This is a genomic window from Ancylobacter sp. TW_SC_1 (genome assembly GCF_056836805.1).
Map to the genome: position 1 here is coordinate 1,880,446 of NZ_CM166365.1, position 22,019 is coordinate 1,902,464.

Consider the following 22,019-nt stretch of genomic DNA (forward strand, 5'->3'; position numbering starts at 1 on the left):
TTCCGGCGACAAAAAAAGGCCCGGCTGAGCCGGGCCTTTTTCGTATCGGCGGATCGCCGCCGGATCACTCGCCGGCTTCGGCCGGCGCGGGCTCGGTGGCCTCGCCTTCGGTCTCGGCGCGACGATAACGCCGGCGACGGGTGCGCGGCGCGCGCGCCTCGCCATCCTCGGAAGCCTCTTCGACAGCGGCCACCGGCGGCGGCGCGGCCTTGGCGGCGCGCGAACGGCTGCTGCCTTCGGGCTTGGCCGGCGCTTCGCTCGCGACGGCCTCTGCCTTGGGCGCCTTCGCCACGACAGCCTCGACCGCCGGGGCCGCGACCACCGGGGCCTCGACCTTCGGCGCGGGTTCGGGGGCGCTCACCGGCACCGTGGTGCTCTGGGTGATGAAGGCGGGCAGGCCGATCTCGGCCTCGACTTCCGGCCCGAGGCGCGGCTGCGGCTGCTGCGAGGGATCGCGATACCCCTCGCCACCTTCACGGGGCTCACGCGGCTCGCGATAGGGGCGGTTGTCGCGGGACCAGCGACCCTCGCGCGGCTCGCCACGCTCCTGGCGGTCGCGGTCGGGGCGCTCGCTGCGCTCCTGCCTGTCGCGGTCCGGACGGTCGTTTCGGTCGCGGTCATTGCGATCGCGGTCATTACGGTCGCGATCCTGACCCCGGTCCTGCTGACCCCGATCCTGCTGGCCGCGGTCCTGATTGCGCTCCTGCCCGCGGTCGCGGTTGTCGCGGCGGCCATCGCGATCACGGAAGAAATCGCGCTGTCCCTCGCGCGGGCCCTGCTGCGGCTCGCGCGCCTGGAAGGCCGGCTGGCCATCGGCGCCGGCGTCCTCCATGTCCTCGTCGAACTCGTCGTCGTCGGAGCGCTGGTAGGGCTGCCCCTGGACGCCGAACTGCGCCTGCGCGGCGGCGATGATGCGGAAATAATGCTCGGCGTGCTGGAGGTAGTTCTCCGCCGCGACCGGATCTCCCGACGCCTGCCCATCGCGGGCGAGCTGCTGGTATTTCTCGACGATGTGCTGCGCGGTGCCGCGCACCTTCACGTCGGGACCGTTGGACTCGTAGACGCGCGTAAGCGGATTCTGGCTGCGACGATTGTTGTTGTTGCGGCCACGCATACGCTTCTGCTGGTTCGTATTTCGCATTGAGCTGGTCTCTGATGCCGGAACGCCGCCGGCGGGGCGAACCCCGTTCGGCGCAGCTACAGGCGGGTCAATCACCTCGATCGCCCGCTCTCCCGTCCCTTCGGCCTCGGCCTTCGGGGCGGTACGTCGGGAAATCTCGCCTTGGGTCGGGGCAAACCTGCCATACGCCGGAAGCCAGGAGGTTCCGGACATGCCACAGGTCGCCATCGACCATCGGACTTCTTCCATGGGAGCGCATCTCGAAGATGCTCCGCCGCCGGACAGGCCGGCCGCGATCTATCCCGGCCGCATTTCTCCGGCCCGGACCCGGCGCGCGCTACACTGCGCTGCCGCCGACCCCATGTTTCATCGTGCAACCAAGGCCGCACGGATAAACTCGTGGAGCGTTCGCCCCCTTGAGACCATTCATTCAAGCCTTCCGCAAGGGCTCGAATGTACCCGCCAGCGATGAGCACGACCGCTCAGAGAGAAGAGCAACCGGCATCCAAACCGCGAGAAGGCAGGTGATGTCTCAGGACGATTCCTGAAATCGACACTAATCGGTTCGGTATCTCGTTCCAAGCCCTTTTTTGCTGCATCGCCGGCATTCTCAGGCCGGCCGGGTCACGATGGCGCGTGCGATGCCGGCCAGATCGCGCCGGGCCGGACCGTCGGCGGGAAGCCCGGCCGCCGCCAGCAGCGCGGCGACGTCGTTCTCCTGTCCGATGCCCAGTTCGAACACGCCGCGTCCGCCCGGCCGCAGGAGGCCGGGCAGGGCGCGCGCGAGGACGCGATAGGCATCGAGCCCTTGCAGGCCGCCGTCGAGCGCGAGACGCGGGTCGTGTTCGCGCACCTCGCGATCGAGCGTGGCGATATCGTTGCTGGGAATATAAGGCGGATTGGAGACCACGAGGTCGAAGCGCCCGGCGATCGCCTCGGCCCAGCGGCCGACCAGCACGCCCGCGCGCGCTAGCAGGCCCAGCCTTGCCAGATTGTCGCGGGCCTGCTGCGCCGCCCCCTGCGACAGGTCGACGCCGACGCCGTAGGCCGCGGGATATTCGCTCAGCAGGGCGGCGAGCAGGGCGCCGCTGCCGGTGCCGAGATCGAGGATGCGGAGTGGAGCCCTGCTGTCGGGGAACAGGGCGAGCGCCGCCTCGACCAGCGTCTCGGTTTCCGGGCGCGGCACCAGCGTCTCGGGCGCGAGGGCGAAGTCGAGGCTCCAGAACTCGCGCCGGCCGGTCAGCCGGGCGAGCGGCTCGCCGGCGGCGCGGCGGGCGGCGAGGGCGCGCAGGCGGACGGCGTCGTCGTGCGAGACCGCCAGCTCGGCGCGGGCGACGAGGTCGAGATCGGTCAGGCCGAGCCCGGCCTTGATCAGGGCGCGCGCCTCGCGCTCGGCGTTCTCCATCCCGCGGGCGGCGAAGCCGGCGGCGATTTCGCGCTGCAGCTCGCCGCGGGCGATCACCGCTCGCCCCAGCCGGCGCTTTCCGCCTCGGCGAGCAGCGCGGCCTGGTATTCGGTGGTCAGGGCGTCGACGAGTTCGCCGAGGCTGACGCCGGCGAGGATTTCCGGCAGCTTGTGCAGGGTGAGGCCGATGCGGTGATCGGTCACGCGCCCCTGCGGGAAATTATAGGTGCGGATGCGCTCCGAGCGGTCGCCGGAGCCGACCTGTACCTTGCGCGCGCTGGCGCGGGCGCTGTCGCGCCGCTCGCGCTCGGCCTCGTAGATCCTGGCGCGCAGCATGCCCATGGCGCGGGCCTTGTTCTTGTGCTGCGAACGCTCGTCCTGCACGGCGACGACCGTGCCGGTGGGGATATGGGTGATGCGCACCGCGCTCTCGGTCTTGTTGACGTGCTGGCCACCGGCGCCCGAGGCGCGGAACACGTCGATGCGCAGGTCGGATTCGTTGATGTCGATGTCGACATCCTCGACCTCCGGCAGCACCGCGACGGTGGCGGCGGAGGTGTGGATGCGGCCCGACGCCTCGGTCTCCGGCACGCGCTGCACGCGGTGCACACCCGATTCGAACTTCAGCTTGGCATAGGCGCCGTTGCCGTGGAGGGCGGCGATGATCTCCTTGAAGCCGCCGGCCGCGCCCTCGGTCGTCGACAGCACCTCGACCGACCAGCCGTTGAGCGCGGCGAAGCGCTCATACATGCGGAACAGGTCGCCGGCGAACAGCGCCGCCTCGTCGCCGCCGGTGCCGGCGCGCACTTCGAGGATGACGCCGCGCTCGTCCATCGCGTCCTTGGGCAGCAAGGCGAGCCGCACGGCGTGGGTCAGGTCCTCGATGCGCGCGTCGAGATCGCGGGATTCCTCGCGGGCGAGTTCGGCCATTTCCGGGTCGGTCGCGGGGTCGTTGATCAGCGCCCACGCTCCGGCACGCTCGCGCTCGGCGGCACGCAGCGCCTTGACGCTTTCGATCACCGGCGACAGGTCGGCGAATTCGCGCGACAGGCGGACATAGGTTTCCGCCTCCGGACTGGCGGACAGGGCGTGCTCGATCTCGGCGTGGCGGGCGAGAAGCTGGTCGAGCCGGGCGTCGGGAAGGGCCGTCACGTGCGTGTACTCACAGCGGCAGGCCGGCCTTTTCGGCAAAGGCGGCGAGTTGCGGGCGCAGCGAGGCCGCTTCTGCGGTGACGGCGAGGAGCGGCTCGACGAAGGCGGCCGCGGCGGCGAGGTTGAGCTCGATGAGCATCGCCTTCACCGGGCCGTAGGAGGCCGGCGAGACCGACAGCTTGCGATAGCCGATGGCCGCGAGCGCCAGCGCCTCCAGCGGGCGCGAGGCGAGCTCGCCGCAGAGCGTGACCTGCTTGCCGTATTCGGCGGCCTTGTCGGCGATCAGCTTGAGCGCCCGCAGCGCGGCCGGGGCGAGCGGATCGAAACGGTCGGCGACGCGCGAATTGCCGCGATCGGCCGCATAGAGGAACTGCACGAGGTCGTTCGAGCCGACGGAGGCAAAATCGACACGGCTGAAGAGCTGGTCGAGCTGGAACAGCAGCGCCGGCACCTCCAGCATCACCCCGACCAGCACGCGCTCCGGCAGGCCATGGCCGTGGCGGCGCAGATGGGTCAGCTCGCGCTCGACGATATGGTGGGCGCGGTCGAACTCATCCACCGTCGACACCATCGGGAAGATCAGCCGCAGCTCGCGCCCGGTGGCGGCGCGCAGCAGCGCGCGGATCTGGCTGCGCAGCAGGCCCGGGCGGTCGAGGCCGAGGCGGATGGCGCGCCAGCCGAGGGCGGGATTCTCCTCCTCGATGGCGCGCATATAGGGCAGCACCTTGTCGCCGCCGATATCGAGCGTGCGGAACACCACCGGCCGCTCGCCCGCCGCGTCCAGCACCGAACGGTAGAGCTTGAGCTGCTCATTGGTGCGCGGGAAGGCCGAGGCGATCATGAACTGCAGCTCGGTGCGGAACAGGCCGATGCCGGTCGCGCCGGTCTCGGCGATGTGCGGCAGGTCGACCAGCAGGCCGGCATTGAGATGCAGTTCGATCTCGACGCCGTCCTTGGTGACGCTCGGCACGTCGCGCAGCGCCGCGTAGCGCTCCAGCCGCTTGGCGCGGAAGCGCACCTTCTCGACATAGGCCGCCTCGACATCGGCGGGCGGGCGCACATGCAGTTCGCCGCTGACGCCGTCGACGATGACCGCATCGCCCGCGTCGACCTGGCCGACGATGTTCTCCAGATGCCCGACCGCCGCGATGCCGAGCGCCCGGGCGACGATGGTGAGGTGGCTCGTCGCCGCGCCTTCCTCCAGCACGAGGCCGCGAATGCGCGTGCGGTCGTAGTCGAGCAGCGCCGCCGGGCTCATGTTGCGGGCGACGATGATGGCGTTGTCGGGCAGTCCGGCATGCTCGGAACGGTCGGCGCGGCCGGTGAGCTGGCGCAGCAGCCGGTTCGCCAGATCGTCGAGATCGTGCATGCGCTCGCGCAGATAGGGATCGGTCATGCGCAGCATGCGCGCGCGGGTGTCCGACTGCACGCGCTCCACCGCGCCCTCGGCGGTGAGGCCGGTCATCACCGCCTCGCGCATGCGGCCGATCCAGCCGCGGTCATGCGCGAACATCCGGTAGGCTTCGAGGATCTCGCGATGCTCGCCGACGCGGGCGACGCCCTCGTCCTCCAGCATGATGTCGATCGAGCTGCGCAGCGTGTCGACGGCGCCGTCGAGCCGGTTGAGCTCGGCCGGCAGGTCGTCGGCGATGACCTTGGTGACTTCGATGCGCGGCTCGTGCAGCACCACATGGCCGAGACCGATGCCCTCCGACAGGGCGAGGCCCTTGAGGTGGAGCGGCCGGCGGGCGGCCGGCTCGGCGCCGGGCAGCGCCATGGCGGTGAGTTCACCCGAGGCGATGATCTCGGCGAGCACCATGGCGGTGGTCTGCAGCGCCTCGATCTCTTCCTCGGTGTAGGAGCGGTGCGCGCGGTTCTGCACGACGAGCACGCCGAGCGTATTGCCCGCGCGCAGGATCGGCACGCCGAGGAAGGAATGGTAGATCTCTTCGCCCGTCTCCGGCCGGTAGGAGAAGGCGGGGTGCGCCTGCGCGTTGGACAGGCTGATCGGCTCGGCCTCGCGCGCCACCGTGCCGACGAGGCCCTCGTCGATGCGCATCACCGTCAAATGGACGGCGGTGCGGTTCAGGCCTTCGGTCGCGTAGAGCTCGAGCGTGCCGTCGACGCGCAGCACATAGACCGAGCACACCTCGGCCACCATGTTGGCCGCGATCAGCACCACGATCTTGTCGAGGCGGTCCTGCGCGCTTACCGGCTCCGCCATGACTTCGCGGAGACGCCTCAAAAGCACGCGTGGGCCGCCGAGCGCGCCACGCATTGGCCGTCCTCGGTTTCCGGGAGCCGCGCTTCCCGGAGCGTCGCTGAAGACGGCGCGACTCGCGCCGCGCCGTTGCCTGGATTCAGGCGTCGAGCCCGTATACCGAATGCAGCGTTCGCACGGCAAGCTCGGTATAGGCGGCGTCGATGAGCACCGAGATTTTGATCTCCGAGGTGGAGATCGCGCGGATGTTGATTCCGCGCTCGGAGAGTGCCTTGAACGCCCGTGCCGCGACGCCGGCATGCGAACGCATGCCGATGCCGATGATCGAGACCTTCACGACGTCGGTCGCGCCCTCGATGCTCTGGAAGCCGATCTCCTCGCGAACGCCGGCGAGCGCCGCCTTGGCGCGCTCGAAATCGGTGGTCGGCACGGTGAAGGTAATGTCGGTAAAGCCCTCGGCAGAGATATTCTGCACGATCATGTCGACATTGATGTTCGCTTCCGCGAGCGGCACGAACACATTCGCCGCGATGCCGGGCTGGTCCGGCACGTGGCGGATGCTGACCTGGGCTTCGTCACGCGCGAAGGCGATGCCGGTGACGACTTCACTCTCCACGATTTCCTCCTCGTCGCAAATCAGTGTGCCGGGCGGATCACCGGCGGTCTTGAGTTCCGGGGCGTCCGGATCGGTGAAGCTGGAGCGCACGAACGTCCGCACCTTGTGTACCATGGCGAGCTCGACCGAGCGCACCTGCAGCACCTTTGCGCCGAGCGACGCCATTTCCAGCATTTCCTCGAAGGCGACCTTCTCCAGCCGGCGCGCCTTGGGAACGATGCGCGGGTCGGTGGTGTAGACACCGTCGACGTCGGTATAGATGTCGCAGCGGTCGGCCTTGATGCCGGCGGCGACCGCCACCGCGCTGGTGTCCGAACCGCCGCGGCCGAGCGTGGTGAGGCGTCCGGTCGGCAGGTGGATGCCCTGGAATCCGGCGATCACCGCCACTTCGCCCAGCGTGAAGCGGGAGATGATCTCCTCGCCGTTCACATCGAGGATACGCGCCGCGCCGTGCGCGTCGTCGGTCGAGATCGGGAGCTGCCAGCCCTGCCAGGAGCGGGCGGGAATGCCCATGTCCTGCAGCACGATGGCGAGGAGGCCGGACGTCACCTGCTCGCCCGAGGCGACGATGGCGTCGTATTCGCGGGCGTCGTGCAGCACGGCGGCCTCGCGGCACCAGCCGACCAGTTCGTTGGTCTTGCCGGACATGGCGGAAACGACGACGGCGACCTGGTGGCCGGCCTCCACTTCCCGTTTTACGTGTCGCGCGACGTTGCGGATGCGCTCGATGTTGGCGACCGAGGTGCCGCCGAACTTCATCACCAGACGTGCCATTGCGGGAAACCGTACCGTGTTCTTCTGTGGGGCCGGGCGGGAGGAGGTGGGCTCCCGGCCCAAAAGGCGCGTATACATATCCACCTCGTGCGATGCCCGCAACGGCACCGAGCGAGCTTGGAATCCCTCTCGGCAAAAGCCGAGCCGAACACGAGACACCGATGACCGGAACCGCCACCACCGTCGATCCCCGCGAAGTGGAGCGCTTCGGCGCGCTCGCCGCCGAATGGTGGAACCCGCGCGGCAAGATGCGGGTGCTGCACCGGTTCAATCCGGTCCGGCTGGCCTGGCTGCGCGAGAAGATCATCGCTCATTTCGGCCGCGACCCGCGCGCCATCCGGCCGCTGGAGGGGCTGCGCATCCTCGATATCGGCTGCGGCGGCGGCCTGCTCAGCGAGCCGCTGGCGCGCATGGGCGCCTCGGTCGTCGGCATCGATCCGGCCGAGAAGAATGTGCGCATCGCTGCCCTTCATGCCGGGGAGAGCGGCGTTCCGGTCGACTACCGCGCGACGACCGCCGAGGACCTCGCCGATGCCGGCGCGCGATTCGACGTGGTGATGGCGATGGAAGTGGTGGAGCACGTGGCCGATGTCGGCCTGTTCCTCGCGCGCGCGAGCGAGATGGTGGTTCCGGGCGGCCTGTTCTGCGCGGCGACGCTCAACCGCACGAAGCGCTCCTTCGCCCTCGCCATCGTCGGCGCCGAATATGTTCTGGGCTGGCTGCCGCGAGGCACACATGACTGGAACCGTTTCGTCACGCCGGAGGAGCTGCAGGCGGCGCTGGAAGCCGGTGGCCTCGATGTGATCGACCGCGAGGGCGTCGTCTTCAACCCGCTCGCCGACGAGTGGCGGCGGTCCGGCGACCTGTCGGTGAACTATCTGATGCTGGCTGAAAAGGCGGGGGATTGAGCCCGCCGTCATCCCGCACGGCCGCAGGCCGATCCGGGATGACGGAGGCGGAAATCAAATTCCGCTCTTGATCCGTCTCAAGACCCTTCCGTTGCCGATGGGCCACACTACATGAGGACGGACGGATCGCCGCAACGGGATCCGTTGCGGCGACCGGGATACGGGCGCCGTCGTCCCGAGTGACCGTGCCGTGCCTGATCAGGGCGGCCGGGGGGCCAGGAGGCAACGCACTATGAATTTCGAGATCTATACCGAGCGCGCGCGCGGATTCGTCCAGTCCGCCCAGTCGCTTGCCCTGCGCGAGGGCAACCAGCAGTTCACGCCCGAGCATCTTCTCAAGGTCTTGCTCGATGACCCGGAAGGGCTGTGCGCCGGCCTGATCACCCGTTCGGGTGGCGATCCCCGCATCGTGCTCGCCGATACGGAAGGCGCGCTGGCCAAGCTGCCCAAGGTGCAGGGTTCCGGCGCCGGTCAGGTCTATCTCGCGCCGGCGACGGCGCGCGTGTTCGAGGCGGCCGAGCAGGCGGCGAAGAAGGCCGGCGACGGCTACGTCACCGTCGAGCGGCTGCTCCTCGCGCTCGCGCTGGAGAAGGACAGCGAGGCGGGCAAGATCCTCGCCAAGGCCGATGCCACGCCGCAGAAGATCAATGCCGCCATCGAGGCGCTGCGCAAGGGCCGCACGGCCGACAGCGCCACCGCCGAGAACGCCTATGACGCGCTGAAGAAATATGCCCGCGACCTGACCGCGGCGGCGCGCGAGGGCAAGCTCGACCCGGTGATCGGCCGCGACGAGGAAATCCGCCGCACCATTCAGGTGCTGTCGCGCCGCACCAAGAACAACCCGGTTCTCATCGGCGAGCCCGGCGTCGGCAAGACGGCGATCGTCGAGGGCCTCGCCCTGCGCATCGTCGACGGCGACGTGCCGGAGAGCCTGAAGGACAAGAGCCTCCTATCGCTCGACATGGGCTCGCTGATCGCCGGCGCGAAATATCGCGGCGAGTTCGAGGAGCGGCTGAAGTCCGTGCTGTCCGAGGTCGAGGCGGCCGAGGGCGGGATCATCCTGTTCATCGACGAGCTGCACACGCTCGTCGGCGCCGGCAAGACCGACGGCGCCATGGACGCGTCGAACCTGCTGAAGCCCGCACTGGCGCGCGGCGAGCTGCACTGCGTCGGCGCCACCACGCTCGACGAATACCGCAAATACATCGAGAAGGACGCCGCGCTCGCCCGCCGCTTCCAGCCCGTCTTCGTCTCCGAGCCGACGGTGGAGGACACCATCTCCATCCTGCGCGGCATCAAGGAGAAGTACGAGCTGCACCACGGCGTGCGCATCACCGACTCGGCGCTGGTGGCGGCGGCGACGCTGTCCAACCGCTACATCACCGACCGCTTCCTGCCCGACAAGGCGATCGACCTTATCGACGAGGCGTCCTCGCGCCTGCGCATGCAGGTCGATTCCAAGCCCGAGGAGCTCGACAGCATCGACCGCGAGATCGTGCGCCTGCGCATCGAGCAGGAGGCGCTGAAGAAGGAGAGCGACGCGGGCTCGAAGGACCGGCTGAAGAGGCTGGAGAAGGAACTCGCCAATCTCGAGGAGCAGTCGGCCTCCATCACCTCGCGCTGGAAGGCGGAGAAGGAGAAGCTCGGCGACGCGCAGAAGATCAAGAGCGACCTCGAGAAGGCCCGCGCCGACCTCGCCATCGCCCAGCGTTCGGGCGAGTACCAGAAGGCGGGCGAACTCGCCTACGGCACCATCCCGGCGCTGGAGAAGAAGCTCGCCACCCTCGAGGCGAAGGACACTGCCGAGGAGGTGAAGTCCGGCACGATGATGGAGGAGGCGGTGACGCCCGACCACATCGCCGGCGTCGTCTCGCGCTGGACCGGCGTGCCGGTCGACAAGATGCTGACCGGCGAGAAGGAAAAGCTGCTGCGCATGGAGGAGGAACTCGCCAGGCGCGTCATCGGTCAGAAGGAAGCCGTCGAGGCCGTCTCCACCGCGGTGCGCCGCGCGCGGGCGGGCCTTCAGGACCCCAACCGGCCGATCGGCTCCTTCATGTTCCTCGGCCCGACGGGCGTGGGCAAGACCGAGCTGACCAAGGCGCTGGCCTCCTTCCTGTTCGACGACGACACCGCCCTCGTGCGCATCGACATGTCGGAATACATGGAGAAGCACGCGGTGGCCCGGCTGATCGGCGCGCCTCCCGGCTATGTCGGCTATGAGGAGGGCGGCGCGCTCACCGAGGCGGTCCGCCGCCGGCCCTATCAGGTCGTGCTGTTCGACGAGGTCGAGAAGGCGCATCCCGACGTGTTCAACGTGCTCCTGCAGGTGCTCGACGACGGGCGGCTGACCGACGGGCAGGGGCGCACGGTCGACTTCCGCAACACGCTGATCATCATGACCTCGAACCTTGGTTCGGAGTTCCTGGTGAACCAGCCCGACGGCGAGGACACCGAGGCGGTGCGCGACGAGGTGATGGCGGTGGTGCGCTCGCACTTCCGGCCGGAATTCCTCAACCGCGTCGACGAGATCATCCTGTTCCACCGGCTGCGGCGGGACCAGATGGGCGCGATCGTCGACATCCAGGTCAAGCGGCTCGACAAGCTGCTGGAGGAGCGCAAGATCACGCTGGAGATCACCCCCGAGGCGCGGGACTTCCTCGCCGAGAAGGGCTACGACCCGGCCTATGGCGCGCGCCCGCTCAAGCGGGTGATCCAGAAGCTGCTGCAGGACCCGCTGGCCGGTCGCATCCTCGCCGGCACGGTGAAGGACGGCGACGTGGTGCGGGTCGAGCGCGGGGCCAACGAGCTCCTGTTCGACACCCGCCCCGGCGCGGTGGAAGAGGCCGCCTGACGGGCCGGTTCCGGTCCATCGCGTGAATCAGAAAGGGCGCCGCGGAAGCGGCGCCCTTTTTCTTGAGGTCGTCTCCCCCGACCGGGCCGCCCGGACGCGGGCCGCACCCGGCTCTCGCGGTGCCCGGCCGGGCCTGACGGGCCCCGCGGCCTTCAGCCCTTCGCCAGCAGCGCGTCGAGTTCGGGGCGGAAGGCGCCGGAGATTTCCGGATTGTCCAGCGCGTAGGCGACGTTGGCCATCAGGAAGCCGAGCTTCGAGCCGCAATCGTAGATCGCGCCGTCGAAGGTCACGCTGTAGAAGGGCTGGCTCTGCGCCATTTTCAGCATGGAATCGGTGAGCTGGATCTCGTTGCCGGTGCCGCGCTCCTGCGTGGCGAGAAGGTCGAAGATCTCCGGCTGCAGGAGGTAGCGGCCGGAAATGGCGAGGTTGGACGGCGCGACCTCCTTCTGCGGCTTCTCGACCATGCGGGCGATCCGGTGCACGCCGTCGGCGACCTCGTCGCCAAGCCCGACGATGCCGTACTGGTCGGTCTGCTCGGGCGGCACCTCATAGACCGCGATATGGTTGCCGCCGCCGGTCTTGGCATAGGCCTCGACCATCTGCGCGAGGCAGCCCTTGCCGTTGGTCGGCTTGTGCAGCATGTCGGGCAGCAGCAGGGCGAAAGGCTCGTTGCCGATGATGTCGCGCGCGCACCACACCGCGTGGCCGAGGCCGAGGGGAAGCTGCTGGCGGGTGAAGCTGGTGGCGCCGGGACCCATGGTCTCCTGGCGCAGCATCTCCAGCATCTGCGTCTTGCCGCGATCCTTGAGCGTGTCCTCCAGCTCGTACTGGCGGTCGAAGTGATCCTCGATGACGCCCTTGTTGCGTCCGGTCACGAAGACGATGTGCTCGATGCCGGCGGCCCGGGCCTCGTCGACGACATGCTGGACGACGGGGCGGTCCACGACCGTGAGCATCTCCTTCGGGACGGCCTTGGTCGCAGGCAGGAAGCGCGTGCCGAGACCGGCGACGGGGAGGATCGCTTTGCGAATGGGAGTTACCATTTGAGAGTAATGCCGCTTTGATGATGCTGATGTGTGGCGAGCAGAACGAAATTCCTATCAAATTCAGCTTAACGTTTCGCTCCTGCCATTGCACCGTCGTGATAACGCGCAGGTGACGGAATGGGTCCGGCCGCGTTGGACGAGCCTCGATCGCGCAGCTTGCTGACGCTACGTCATGATAAAGTGCCGTCACGTTAAGCCGATGGAAACCATGACGCCCGCCTAATCCTCGCCTGGAACTGCGTTAGGGTTGCGTCATGAGTCATCGCACGGTCTCCGGCCGGGAGCATGCCGGCCGCCGCATGGGCGGTGTCGCCAGCGTCGCTCTGGTCTGCTTCGGTCTCGCCGGCTGCGCGAGTTCCGACGACATCACCGGCGCCTTCACCGCGCCGGCGGCGGCGCCGGTGCGTCAGGCCGCCCGCCCGCAAGCGCCGACGGCGACGGCGTCGACCTCGACCCATCCCGACATGGCGCCGCAGGCGCTGGCGCGGGCCGAGGCGAATTTCGGTCGCTGCATTGCCGGGCTGGAGCCGAAGGCGCGCGCCGCCGGCGTCTCCGCCGCCGGCTTCCGCCGCTACACCGCCGGGCTGACGCCCGACATGAGCATCATGAAGAAGCTGGAAACCCAGCCGGAGTTCAGCCGCACCGCCGGCGACTACGTCACCATGCTCGTGTCGGAGACCCGCATCCGCAAGGGACGCGAGGCGATGGCGCAGAACGCGGCGGTGTTCGAATCCGTCGGCCGGACCTATGGGGTCGACCCCTATGTGGTGGCCGCGATCTGGGGCATCGAGACCAATTACGGCAGCGCGCGCGGCTCCTATCCCGTGCTGCAGGCCACCGCGACGCTCGCCTGCGTCGGCCGCCGGCAGGCCTATTTCCGCGACGAGTTCGTTGCCGCGCTGCGCATCCTCGACAAGGGCGACATTCCCGAGAGCCATCTGCGCGGCTCCTGGGCAGGCGCGTTCGGCCTCACCCAGTTCATGCCGACCGCCTTCCAGCGCGACGCGATCGATTTCGACGGCGACGGCCACCGCAATGTCGTCGATTCGGTCGCCGACGCGATGGGCTCGACCGCCAACAAGCTGAAGCGCGGCGGCTGGGTCGCCGGGCGCAGCTGGGGCTACGAGGTCGTGCTGCCGCGCCGCTTCAACTACCTGCTGGCCGACAAGCACCTGCGCAAGCCGATGCGCGAATGGTGGGCGCTCGGCGTGCGGCGCCCCGAGGGGCGCGCGATGCCGGACGGCGACGAGATGGCCTATCTGCTGCTGCCGGCGGGCGCCAAGGGGCCGGCCTTCCTGATGACCGGCAACTTCAAGGCCATCCTCAGCTACAACCCCGCCGACGCCTATGCGCTGGCCATCGGCCATCTCGCCGACCGCATCCGTGGCGGCGGGCCGTTCGTCCAGCCCTGGCCGGAAGACCAGAAGATGCTGTCGCGGCAGGAGCGCTCGGAACTGCAGAAGCGCCTCGCCTCGCGCGGCTATGATGTCGGTCCGCATGACGGCGCCGTCGGTCAGAAGACGCGCGTGGCCGTGCGCGAATATCAGGTCAGCGTCGGCATGCTGCCGGACGGCATGGCGACCGGCGAGGTGCTGGAGAGTCTGCGCGCCCGCGACGGTTCTTGACGCGGCCACGCCCGGGGGGTCTTGAAACGGCCGCGATAATGGTTCACCGCTGCAGGCGTATCGCCATCGGGGAACGGCTCATGCGGTCGCGCGGACACCGGCTCGGACTGAAGGCGCTGGCGGTGGTCGGCGTGCTGGTCGCCGGCTGTTCGCTCGCCCAGGCCCAGAGCGACTGGTTCCGCCCGCCGGCCGATATCGGACAATCCAATGCCCGGCAGTCGCAGCAGCCCCGCGCCCAATCACCGAACCGCCCGCAGCGACAGCAGTCGCGCCAGACCAACCGCCAGCAGCAGCGCCCGCAGGGAAATGTCCAGCAGCCGGCGCCGCGCCGCGCCTGGTCGCCGTTCCAGCCGCTGATCGACCTTTTCGGCGGCGGTGGCGGTGGCGGTGGCGTGGGTCGCGCCCGTCGGCCTCCGGACGTCGTCCTGCCGCCGCCGCCCGTGGTGGCGCAGCAGCCGGCCGATCCGCGCGGCAAGGTGTTCACCTCGGTGACGGAAGCGCGTGGCGACGCCGAGAAGGCCAAGGAAGTCGTGCTGGTGCTCGGCGACGAGCAGGCCGGCCCGCTGGCGCAGGGATTGGCGGACGCCTTCGCGGCGGACCGCGAGGGGGCCGCCGTGGTTGGCCGGTCCGAGGACGGAGCGGGCTTCGCGCCCGGCAGCCGGGTGGACCTGATCGCGACGGCGCGGCAGCTCCCGGCGGGCAATGACCAGCCCAATGTCATCGTCGTCATGGCCGGCAGCAACGATCTCGGGCCGATCGTCGATCCGGCCGGCCGGATGGAGCTGTTCGACGACCGCTGGCGCGAACTCTATGGGCGCCGCCTCGATGAGTTCCTGATGGCGCTGAAGCTGCAGCGGCGCTCGGTGGTCGTGGTCGGCCTGCCGCCGGTCGAGGACGAGGCCCGCAGCGAGCAGATCGCCCGGTTCAATGCGATGCTCAAGGAAACGGTCGAGCGGGCCGGCTTCATCTTCGTGGACGTGACGGACGGCTTTGTGGACGAGAACGGCAAGTTCATGACGTCGGGCCCGGCAGTCGACGGCCAGCGTCGGCGCCTGCGCACGGCGGACGGGGTCGGCTTCACCCGGGCCGGCGCCCGCAAGCTGGCCTTCTTCGTCGACCAGAAGCTGGACGACCTCATGTCCGGCCAGGACCTGCCTGCCGCGACCGCCGATCCTGTCGACGCGCGCCCCTCCATCATCCTGCTGACCGGCGGATCGGCGGGAACGGCCCGTTCGCTCGCCGGGGCGCCCGGAACGCCGGCGGGGAGCGACATCATGCAGGCCGCGACCTCCGCCGCCGACACCCCCGAGCCTGCCAGCGTCCTCATCAGCGGCGGTCCGCTGCCGGCGGTCGCCGGTCGTGCGGACGATTTCCGCTGGCCGGCGGGGCAGCCGGCGGCGAGCACCGAGCCGCTCGTTCCGCCCATGCCGGAGACGGCCCTGCCGGGTGCGGTGCCGCATGCTGCGCCGGATGCGGCGGCAACGCCGGCCGGTACCGGCACCGCCACGCCCTGACGGCGCAGGCGCGCCGACGCACGGCACCGGCGCGGCATGAAAAGTCGGGCGCGGCATGAAAAAACCGGGCGCGGCATGGCCGGCCCGGCTTGATCGAGGCGCTGGGGAGCCGCCGTTCAGCGCGGCAGGACGGAGCTGCCCATCAGATAGGTGTCGATCGACTGCGCCGCCTGCCGACCCTCGCGGATCGCCCAGACCACCAGCGACTGGCCGCGCCGCATGTCGCCGGCGGCGAACAGCTTCGGCACGCTGGTGGCGTAGTCGAGGTCGCTCGCGTGCACATTGCCGCGCTTGTCGAGCGCCAGCCCTTGCTGCTCCAGCATGCCCTCATGCACGGGATGGGCGAAGCCGAGGGCAATGAAGACCAGATCCGCCTTGATGTGGAATTCGGTGCCGGGGATCGGCTGGCGCCGGGCGTCGACGCGGGCGCACTTCACCGAGGTGACGCGGCCATTCTTGCCCTCGACGCCGAGCGTGGCGGCGGAGAATTCGCGATCGGCGCCCTCGGCCTGGCTGGAGGAGGTGCGGAACTTGGTCGGCCAGTACGGCCACACCGCCAGCTTGTCCTCCTTGAGCGGGGGCACCGGGCGGATGTCGAGCTGGTGCACGGAGAGCGCGCCCTGGCGGAAGGAGGTGCCGACGCAGTCGGACGCGGTATCGCCGCCGCCGATCACCACCACATGCTTGCCGGCCGAGAGGATCGGCTGCTCGCTGCCGACGTCCTCGCGACCGACGCGGCGGTTCTGCTGCACCAGATAGGGCATGGCGTAGTGGACGCCCTCCAGCTCCTGGCCCGGCAGGCCGGGGTCGCGCGGGGTCTCCGAGCCGCCGCACATCAGCACCGCGTCGTGGGCGTCGAGCAGCTCGTCGAGCGGCGTGGTCACGCCGACATTGGCGCCGTAATGGAAGGTGACGCCTTCGCCCTCCATCTGGGCGACGCGGCGGTCGATATAGTGCTTCTCCATCTTGAAGTCGGGGATGCCGTAGCGCAGCAGGCCGCCGGCCTTGGGCTCGCGCTCGAACACGTGCACGTCGTGCCCGGCGCGGGCGAGCTGCTGCGCGGCGGCAAGGCCGGCCGGGCCGGAGCCGATCACCGCGACCTTCTTGCCGGTCTTGTGCGCGGCCGGCTCGGGCTTGATCCAGCCCGCCTTCCACGCCTTGTCGGCGATGGCCTGCTCGACCGTCTTGATGGTGACCGGCACGTCCTCGAGGTTCAGCGTGCAGGCCTCCTCGCAGGGCGCGGGGCAGATGCGGCCGGTGAATTCGGGGAAGTTGTTGGTGGAGTGGAGGTTGCGCGCCGCCTCCTCCCAGTTCCCGTGATAGACGAGGTCGTTCCAGTCCGGGATCTGGTTATGGATCGGGCAGCCGTTCGGCCCGTGGCAGAACGGGATGCCGCAATCCATGCAGCGCGAGGCCTGGTTGGCGACCTCGGCGTCCGGCAGGGGCAGGGTGAACTCGCGGAAATGGCGAATGCGGTCGGACGCCGGCTGATACTTCGCCTCGCGCCGATCGATTTCGAGAAAGCCCGTAACCTTACCCATTGCGCCCTCTTTCGCGGAGCACCGCCACCTTGGAGGCATTCCACCTCCGGTGCCAGATACATCAAACATGCCAGTTGGAAAATGACGGCGCGGCACACCGCCGCGCCAAGCTGCTTGTCTCGACACCGTCCGCCGTCATCCCGGAACCGCCGCGAGGCGGTGTCCGGGATCGTCCTCCTGGGGAGAGCGATCCCGGCTCGGCGCCCTGCGGGCTTGGCCGGGATGGCGCGCGATCGGTGCAGAGGCGGCTATTCGGCCGCCTGCAGGCCGCGCATTTTCTCCATTTCGCGCAACGCCCGCTGGTACTCGACGGGCATCACCTTGACGAACTTGCCGCGATATTCGGCCCAGTTGTCGAGGATGGTCTGCGCCCGCTTCGAACCCGTGTAGTGCAGGTGCTTGGCGATGAGCTGGTGCAGGCGCTCCTCGTCGTGGCGGCCCATATCCGCCATGATGTCGATGCGGCCCTTGAACTCCAGGTCGCCGCCATGGTGGTGCAGGCGCTCCATGAGGTCCTCTTCCTCTTCCACCGGCTCGAGATCGACCATGGAGAGGTTGCAGCGCTTCTTGAAGGTGCCGTCCTCGTCCAGAACATAGGCCACGCCGCCGGACATGCCAGCCGCGAAGTTGCGCCCGGTCTGGCCGATGACCACGACGATGCCGCCGGTCATGTACTCGCAGCCATGGTCGCCGGTGCCTTCGACCACCGCGATGGCGCCCGAGTTGCGCACCGCGAAGCGTTCGCCGGCGACGCCGTGGAAGTAGCACTCGCCGGAGGTGGCGCCGTACATCACGGTGTTGCCGACGATGATCGACTCCTCCGGCACGATGGCGCTGTCGGCCGCCGGCTGCACGACGATGCGCCCGCCCGAGAGACCCTTGCCGACATAGTCGTTGGCCTCGCCCACCAGGGTCATCGAGACGCCGGTGGCGAGGAAGGCGCCGAAGGCCTGGCCGGCGGTGCCGGTCAGATGGATGTCGATCGTGTCGTCGGGCAGGCCGGTGTCGCCGTAGCGCTTGGCCACCTCGCCAGAGAGCATCGCGCCGACGGAGCGGTTGATGCTCTTGATCCCGGTGTGGATCACCACCTTCTCGCCGCTCTCCAGCGCCGGCATGGCCTGATGGATCAGCGTGCGGTCGAGCACATGCGCGATCGGGTGGTTCTGCCGCTCGGTGTGGTAGACCGCGACCTCCGGGCCGACATCCGGCTTGGCGAAGATGCGGCTGAAGTCGAGGCCCTTGGCCTTCCAGTGCTCGATCGCCTCGCGCTGGTCGAGCCAGTCGGAGTGGCCGATCATCTCGTTGAAGTTCGCCACGCCCAGCGAGGCCATCAGCTCGCGCACTTCCTCGGCGACGAAGAAGAAGTAGTTGATGACGTGCTCGGGCGCGCCCTTGAAGCGCTTGCGCAGCACCGGGTCCTGCGTGGCGACGCCGACCGGGCAGGTGTTGAGGTGGCACTTGCGCATCATGATGCAGCCCGCCGCGATGAGCGGGGCGGTCGAGAAGGCGAAGTCGTCGGCGCCGAGCAGGGCGCCGATCACCACGTCGCGCCCGGTGCGCAGGCCGCCATCGACCTGCAGCGCGATGCGCCCGCGCAGATTGTTCAGCACCAGCGTCTGGTGCGCCTCGGCGAGGCCGATCTCCCAGGGCGAACCGGCATGCTTGATGGCGGTGAGCGGGGAGGCGCCGGTGCCGCCCTCGAAGCCGGAGACGGTGATGTGGTCGGCGCGCGCCTTGGCGACGCCGGCCGCGACCGTGCCGACGCCGACCTCGGAGACGAGCTTCACCGAGATATCGGCCTCGGGGTTGACGTTCTTCAGGTCGTAGATGAGCTGCGCGAGATCCTCGATCGAGTAGATGTCATGGTGCGGCGGCGGCGAGATCAGGCCGACGCCCGGGGTCGAATGGCGCACCTTGGCGATCACCGCGTCGACCTTGTGGCCGGGCAGCTGGCCGCCTTCGCCGGGCTTGGCACCCTGCGCCATCTTGATCTGGATCATGTCGGCATTGACGAGGTAGTCCGCCGTCACGCCGAAGCGGCCGGAGGCGACCTGCTTGATCGCCGAGCGCATGCTGTCGCCGTTCGGCAGCGGCTTGAAGCGGGTGGCCTCCTCGCCGCCTTCGCCGGTGTTCGACTTGCCGCCGATGCGGTTCATCGCGATGGCGAGCGTGGTGTGCGCCTCGCGCGAGATCGAGCCGAACGACATGGCGCCGGTGACGAAGCGCTTCACGATGTCGACCGCCGGCTCCACCTCGTCGAGCGGAATCGGCGCGCGGCCGACCTCCTCCGCGTCGCGGATGCGGAACAGCGAGCGGATGTTCAGCGTCTTGGCGCCGGCCTCGTTCACCAGCTCGGCGAAGTGGCGGTACTTGTCCTGGGCATTGCCGCGCACCGCGTGCTGGAGCACGGCGACGGTCTCGGGGTCCCACGCATGCTCCTCGCCGCGCAGGCGGAAGGCATAGTCGCCGCCGACGTCGAGCGCGGTGCGGTAGACCGGCGCGTCGCCGAAGGCGTCGCGATGGCGCATCGCGGTTTCCTCGGCGATCTCGGCCAAGCCGATGCCGCCGATGGAGGAGGCGGTGCCGAAGAAGTACTTCTCGATCACGTCCTGGTTGAGGCCGACCGCGTCGAAGATCTGCGCGCCGCAATAGGACTGGTAGGTCGAGATGCCCATCTTCGACATGACCTTCAGCAGGCCCTTGTCGATCGACTTGATGAAGCGCTTGACGATCTCGTCCTCGGACACCTCCTCGGGGATGTCGACGCGCATGTCGATCATCGTCTCGAAGGCGAGGTAGGGGTTGATCGCCTCGGCGCCATAGCCCGCGAGACAGGCGAAATGGTGCACCTCGCGCGCCTCGCCGGTCTCCACCACGAGGCCGACGGAGGTGCGCAGGCCCTTGCGGATCAGGTGATGGTGCACGGAAGCCGTGGCCAGCAGCGACGGGATCGGGATGCGGTCCGGCCCGACCAGCCGGTCGGACAGGATGATGATGTTGTAGCCGCCATGCACCGCCGCCTCGGCGCGCTCGCACAGCCGCTCGACGGCATCGTCCATGCCCGCCGCGCCCTTGTCGGCGGGGTAGGTGATGTCGAGCGTGCGGGTGTCGAAGCGCTCCTCCATGAAGCCGATGGAGCGGATCTTCTCCAGGTCCTCATTGGTCAGGATCGGCTGGCGCACCTCGAGCCGCTTGCGGCGCGAATTGCCTTCGAGGTCGAAGATGTTCGGCCGCGGCCCGATGAACGAGACCAGGCTCATCACCAGCTCCTCGCGGATCGGATCGATCGGCGGGTTGGTGACCTGCGCGAAGTTCTGCTTGAAATAGGTGAAGAGCGACTTCGACTTCTTCGACAGCGGCGAGATCGGCGTGTCGGAGCCCATGGAGCCGACCGCCTCCTGGCCGGTGGTCGCCATCGGCGCCATCAGCAGCTTGAGGTCTTCCTGAGTGTAGCCGAAGGCCTGCTGGCGATCGAGCAGCGACACGTCGGTGCGCACCTCGCGTGCCTCGACGGAACGCAGTTCCTCCAGCACGAGCTGGGTGCGCTTCAGCCACTCCTTGTAGGGATGCGCCTTGGCGAGCGTGGTCTTCACCTCCTCGTCCGGGACGAGGCGGCCCTCTTCGAGGTCCACCAGCAGCATCTTGCCCGGCTGCAGGCGCCACTTGGTGACGATCTCGCTCTCGGGGAAGGTGAGAACGCCCATCTCCGAGGCGAGCACGATCCTGTCGTCGGTGGTGACGAGATAGCGCGCCGGGCGCAGGCCGTTGCGGTCGAGCGTGGCGACGATCTGGCGCCCGTCGGTGGCGACGATGGCCGCCGGCCCGTCCCACGGCTCCATCATGGCGGCGTGGTATTCGTAGAAGGCGCGGCGTTCCTCGTTCATCAGCGGGTTGCCGGCCCAGGCCTCGGGCACCAGCATCATCGCCGCGTGGGGCAGCTCGTAGCCGCCCTGGATGAGGAATTCGAGCGCGTTGTCGAAACACGCCGTGTCCGACTGGCCCTCATAGGAGATCGGCCAGAGCTTGGAGATGTCGTTGCCGAACAGCTCGCTGTCGACGGAAGCCTGGCGGGCCGCCATCCAGTTCACATTGCCGCGCAGCGTGTTGATCTCGCCATTGTGCGCGACCATCCGGTAGGGATGGGCCAGCGACCAGGCCGGGAAGGTGTTGGTCGAGAAGCGCTGGTGGACGAGGGCCACCGCGCTCTCGAACGACGGATCGTGCAGGTCGGAATAGTAGGCGCCGAGCTGGTCGGCGTTGAACATGCCCTTGTAGACCAGGGTCCGGCAGGACAGCGACACGACGTAATAGCCCGAGGTGCGCGGGTCCTTGGCGGAGTAGATGGCGTTGGAGATCACCTTGCGCAGGACGAACAGCCGGCGCTCGAAATCGTCCTCGCTGGCCACCGCCTCGCCACGGCCGACCAGCACCTGGACGTGCTTCGGCTCGGTCGGCAGCACGGTGTGGCCGAGCGAGGTGTTGTCGGTCGGCACGTCGCGCCAGCCGAGCAGAACCTGGCCTTCCTCGGCGATGACCCGCTCCATGGTCGAGCGGATGATCTCCTGGCCCTCGGCGTCGTGCGGCATGAAGATGTGGCCGACGGCGTAATGGCCGGGCTCCGGCAGATCGAAGCCGAGCTTGGCCGCTTCCTTGACGAAGAAACGATGCGGAAGCTGGACCAGCATGCCGGCGCCGTCGCCGGCGCGCGGGTCGGCGCCGACCGCGCCGCGGTGCTCGAGGTTCAGCAGGATCTTCAGGCCGTCCTGAACGATCTGGTGCGACTTGCGGCCCTTGATGTCGGCGATGAAGCCGACGCCGCAAGAATCCTTCTCGTTGCGCGGGTCGTACAGACCCTGCGCGGCCGGCAACCCCGGATCGACATGGGAAATGGATTTGGTGGCGGCGCGATCCGTCGCGGCCGGACGAACCGAACCCTCGCCGATCATGCGCGCGGCAGCGCCGCCCAATTCCTCGTTCATTCCCGTCACTCCCTCAAGGGTCGCATTCCGCCCGGCGCCGACACGGACAACTCTCGCGGGGCGCTCTCCCGCAAGGCGTGCACGCTCGCCGACCTACGCTAGCATCCTTCGTGCCATGCCCCTGCATGGGCACGAGTCAATGAATTATAGGACAGCATGGCTGCCCTATCAATCGCGAACATGCCAGAATTGACGCCCGCGCACAAGCGCCGCGCATGGGATGGCCAGGGCGTTTTTTCTCGCTTCTTGCGAAGGTGGTGCGTCCGGC

At 68.9% G+C, this 22,019-nt stretch carries 12 protein-coding genes; 4 read left to right on the plus strand and 8 right to left on the minus strand.

Annotated elements, in window-relative coordinates; all coding sequences use genetic code 11:
* Positions 1-64 precede the first annotated feature (64 nt).
* From AC1PZ7_RS08675 to AC1PZ7_RS08695, 5 genes are all read right to left on the minus strand, one after another.
* Entirely contained in the window at positions 65-1,369 is a 1,305-nt protein-coding gene (locus AC1PZ7_RS08675) for a DUF4167 domain-containing protein (protein WP_482359073.1), read from the minus strand.
* A gap of 361 nt (positions 1,370-1,730) precedes the next feature.
* On the minus strand, positions 1,731-2,579 hold the full coding sequence (prmC, locus tag AC1PZ7_RS08680; RefSeq protein ID WP_482359602.1) for a peptide chain release factor N(5)-glutamine methyltransferase: 849 nt from the start codon (positions 2,577-2,579) through the stop codon (positions 1,731-1,733).
* Entirely contained in the window at positions 2,579-3,676 is a 1,098-nt protein-coding gene (gene prfA / locus AC1PZ7_RS08685) for a peptide chain release factor 1 (protein WP_482359074.1), read from the minus strand. The genes prmC and prfA overlap by 1 nt, the downstream gene beginning before the upstream one ends.
* 10 nt (positions 3,677-3,686) lie before the next feature.
* Positions 3,687-5,954 (minus strand): phosphoenolpyruvate--protein phosphotransferase, encoded by a 2,268-nt coding sequence (gene ptsP, locus AC1PZ7_RS08690; RefSeq protein ID WP_482359075.1) that lies wholly within the window; start codon positions 5,952-5,954, stop codon positions 3,687-3,689.
* An 82-nt stretch (positions 5,955-6,036) separates the two neighbouring features.
* Positions 6,037-7,287, minus strand: a complete 1,251-nt coding sequence (locus tag AC1PZ7_RS08695; protein WP_482359076.1) for an aspartate kinase — start codon at positions 7,285-7,287, stop codon at positions 6,037-6,039.
* Between the two features lie 161 nt (positions 7,288-7,448).
* Between AC1PZ7_RS08695 and ubiG the strand changes: the two genes are divergently transcribed.
* Both ubiG and clpB read left to right on the plus strand, forming a co-directional pair.
* Positions 7,449-8,195: a bifunctional 2-polyprenyl-6-hydroxyphenol methylase/3-demethylubiquinol 3-O-methyltransferase UbiG gene (gene ubiG, locus AC1PZ7_RS08700; protein ID WP_482359077.1), complete on the plus strand. Its 747-nt coding sequence runs from the start codon at positions 7,449-7,451 to the stop codon at positions 8,193-8,195.
* A gap of 232 nt (positions 8,196-8,427) precedes the next feature.
* Complete coding sequence (clpB, locus tag AC1PZ7_RS08705; RefSeq protein ID WP_482359078.1) at positions 8,428-11,046, plus strand: ATP-dependent chaperone ClpB; 2,619 nt, start codon at positions 8,428-8,430, stop codon at positions 11,044-11,046.
* A 152-nt stretch (positions 11,047-11,198) separates the two neighbouring features.
* On the opposite strand, the gene AC1PZ7_RS08710 is transcribed toward clpB, so the two are convergent.
* Complete coding sequence (locus AC1PZ7_RS08710; RefSeq protein WP_482359079.1) at positions 11,199-12,089, minus strand: UTP--glucose-1-phosphate uridylyltransferase; 891 nt, start codon at positions 12,087-12,089, stop codon at positions 11,199-11,201.
* Between the two features lie 257 nt (positions 12,090-12,346).
* On the opposite strand from AC1PZ7_RS08710, the gene AC1PZ7_RS08715 reads away from it, so the two are divergent.
* A complete protein-coding gene (locus AC1PZ7_RS08715; protein ID WP_482359080.1) occupies positions 12,347-13,717 on the plus strand; it encodes a lytic murein transglycosylase in 1,371 nt (456 codons plus the stop codon).
* 80 nt (positions 13,718-13,797) lie between these two features.
* Positions 13,798-15,231, plus strand: a complete 1,434-nt coding sequence (locus AC1PZ7_RS08720) for an SGNH/GDSL hydrolase family protein (protein WP_482359081.1) — start codon at positions 13,798-13,800, stop codon at positions 15,229-15,231.
* A 116-nt stretch (positions 15,232-15,347) separates the two neighbouring features.
* Here the strand turns inward: AC1PZ7_RS08720 and AC1PZ7_RS08725 are convergent, their stop codons facing one another.
* Complete coding sequence (locus AC1PZ7_RS08725) at positions 15,348-16,772, minus strand: glutamate synthase subunit beta (protein ID WP_482359082.1); 1,425 nt, start codon at positions 16,770-16,772, stop codon at positions 15,348-15,350.
* 248 nt (positions 16,773-17,020) lie between these two features.
* Positions 17,021-21,760 (minus strand): glutamate synthase large subunit, encoded by a 4,740-nt coding sequence (gene gltB, locus AC1PZ7_RS08730; protein WP_482359083.1) that lies wholly within the window; start codon positions 21,758-21,760, stop codon positions 17,021-17,023.
* Positions 21,761-22,019: the final 259 nt, after the last annotated feature.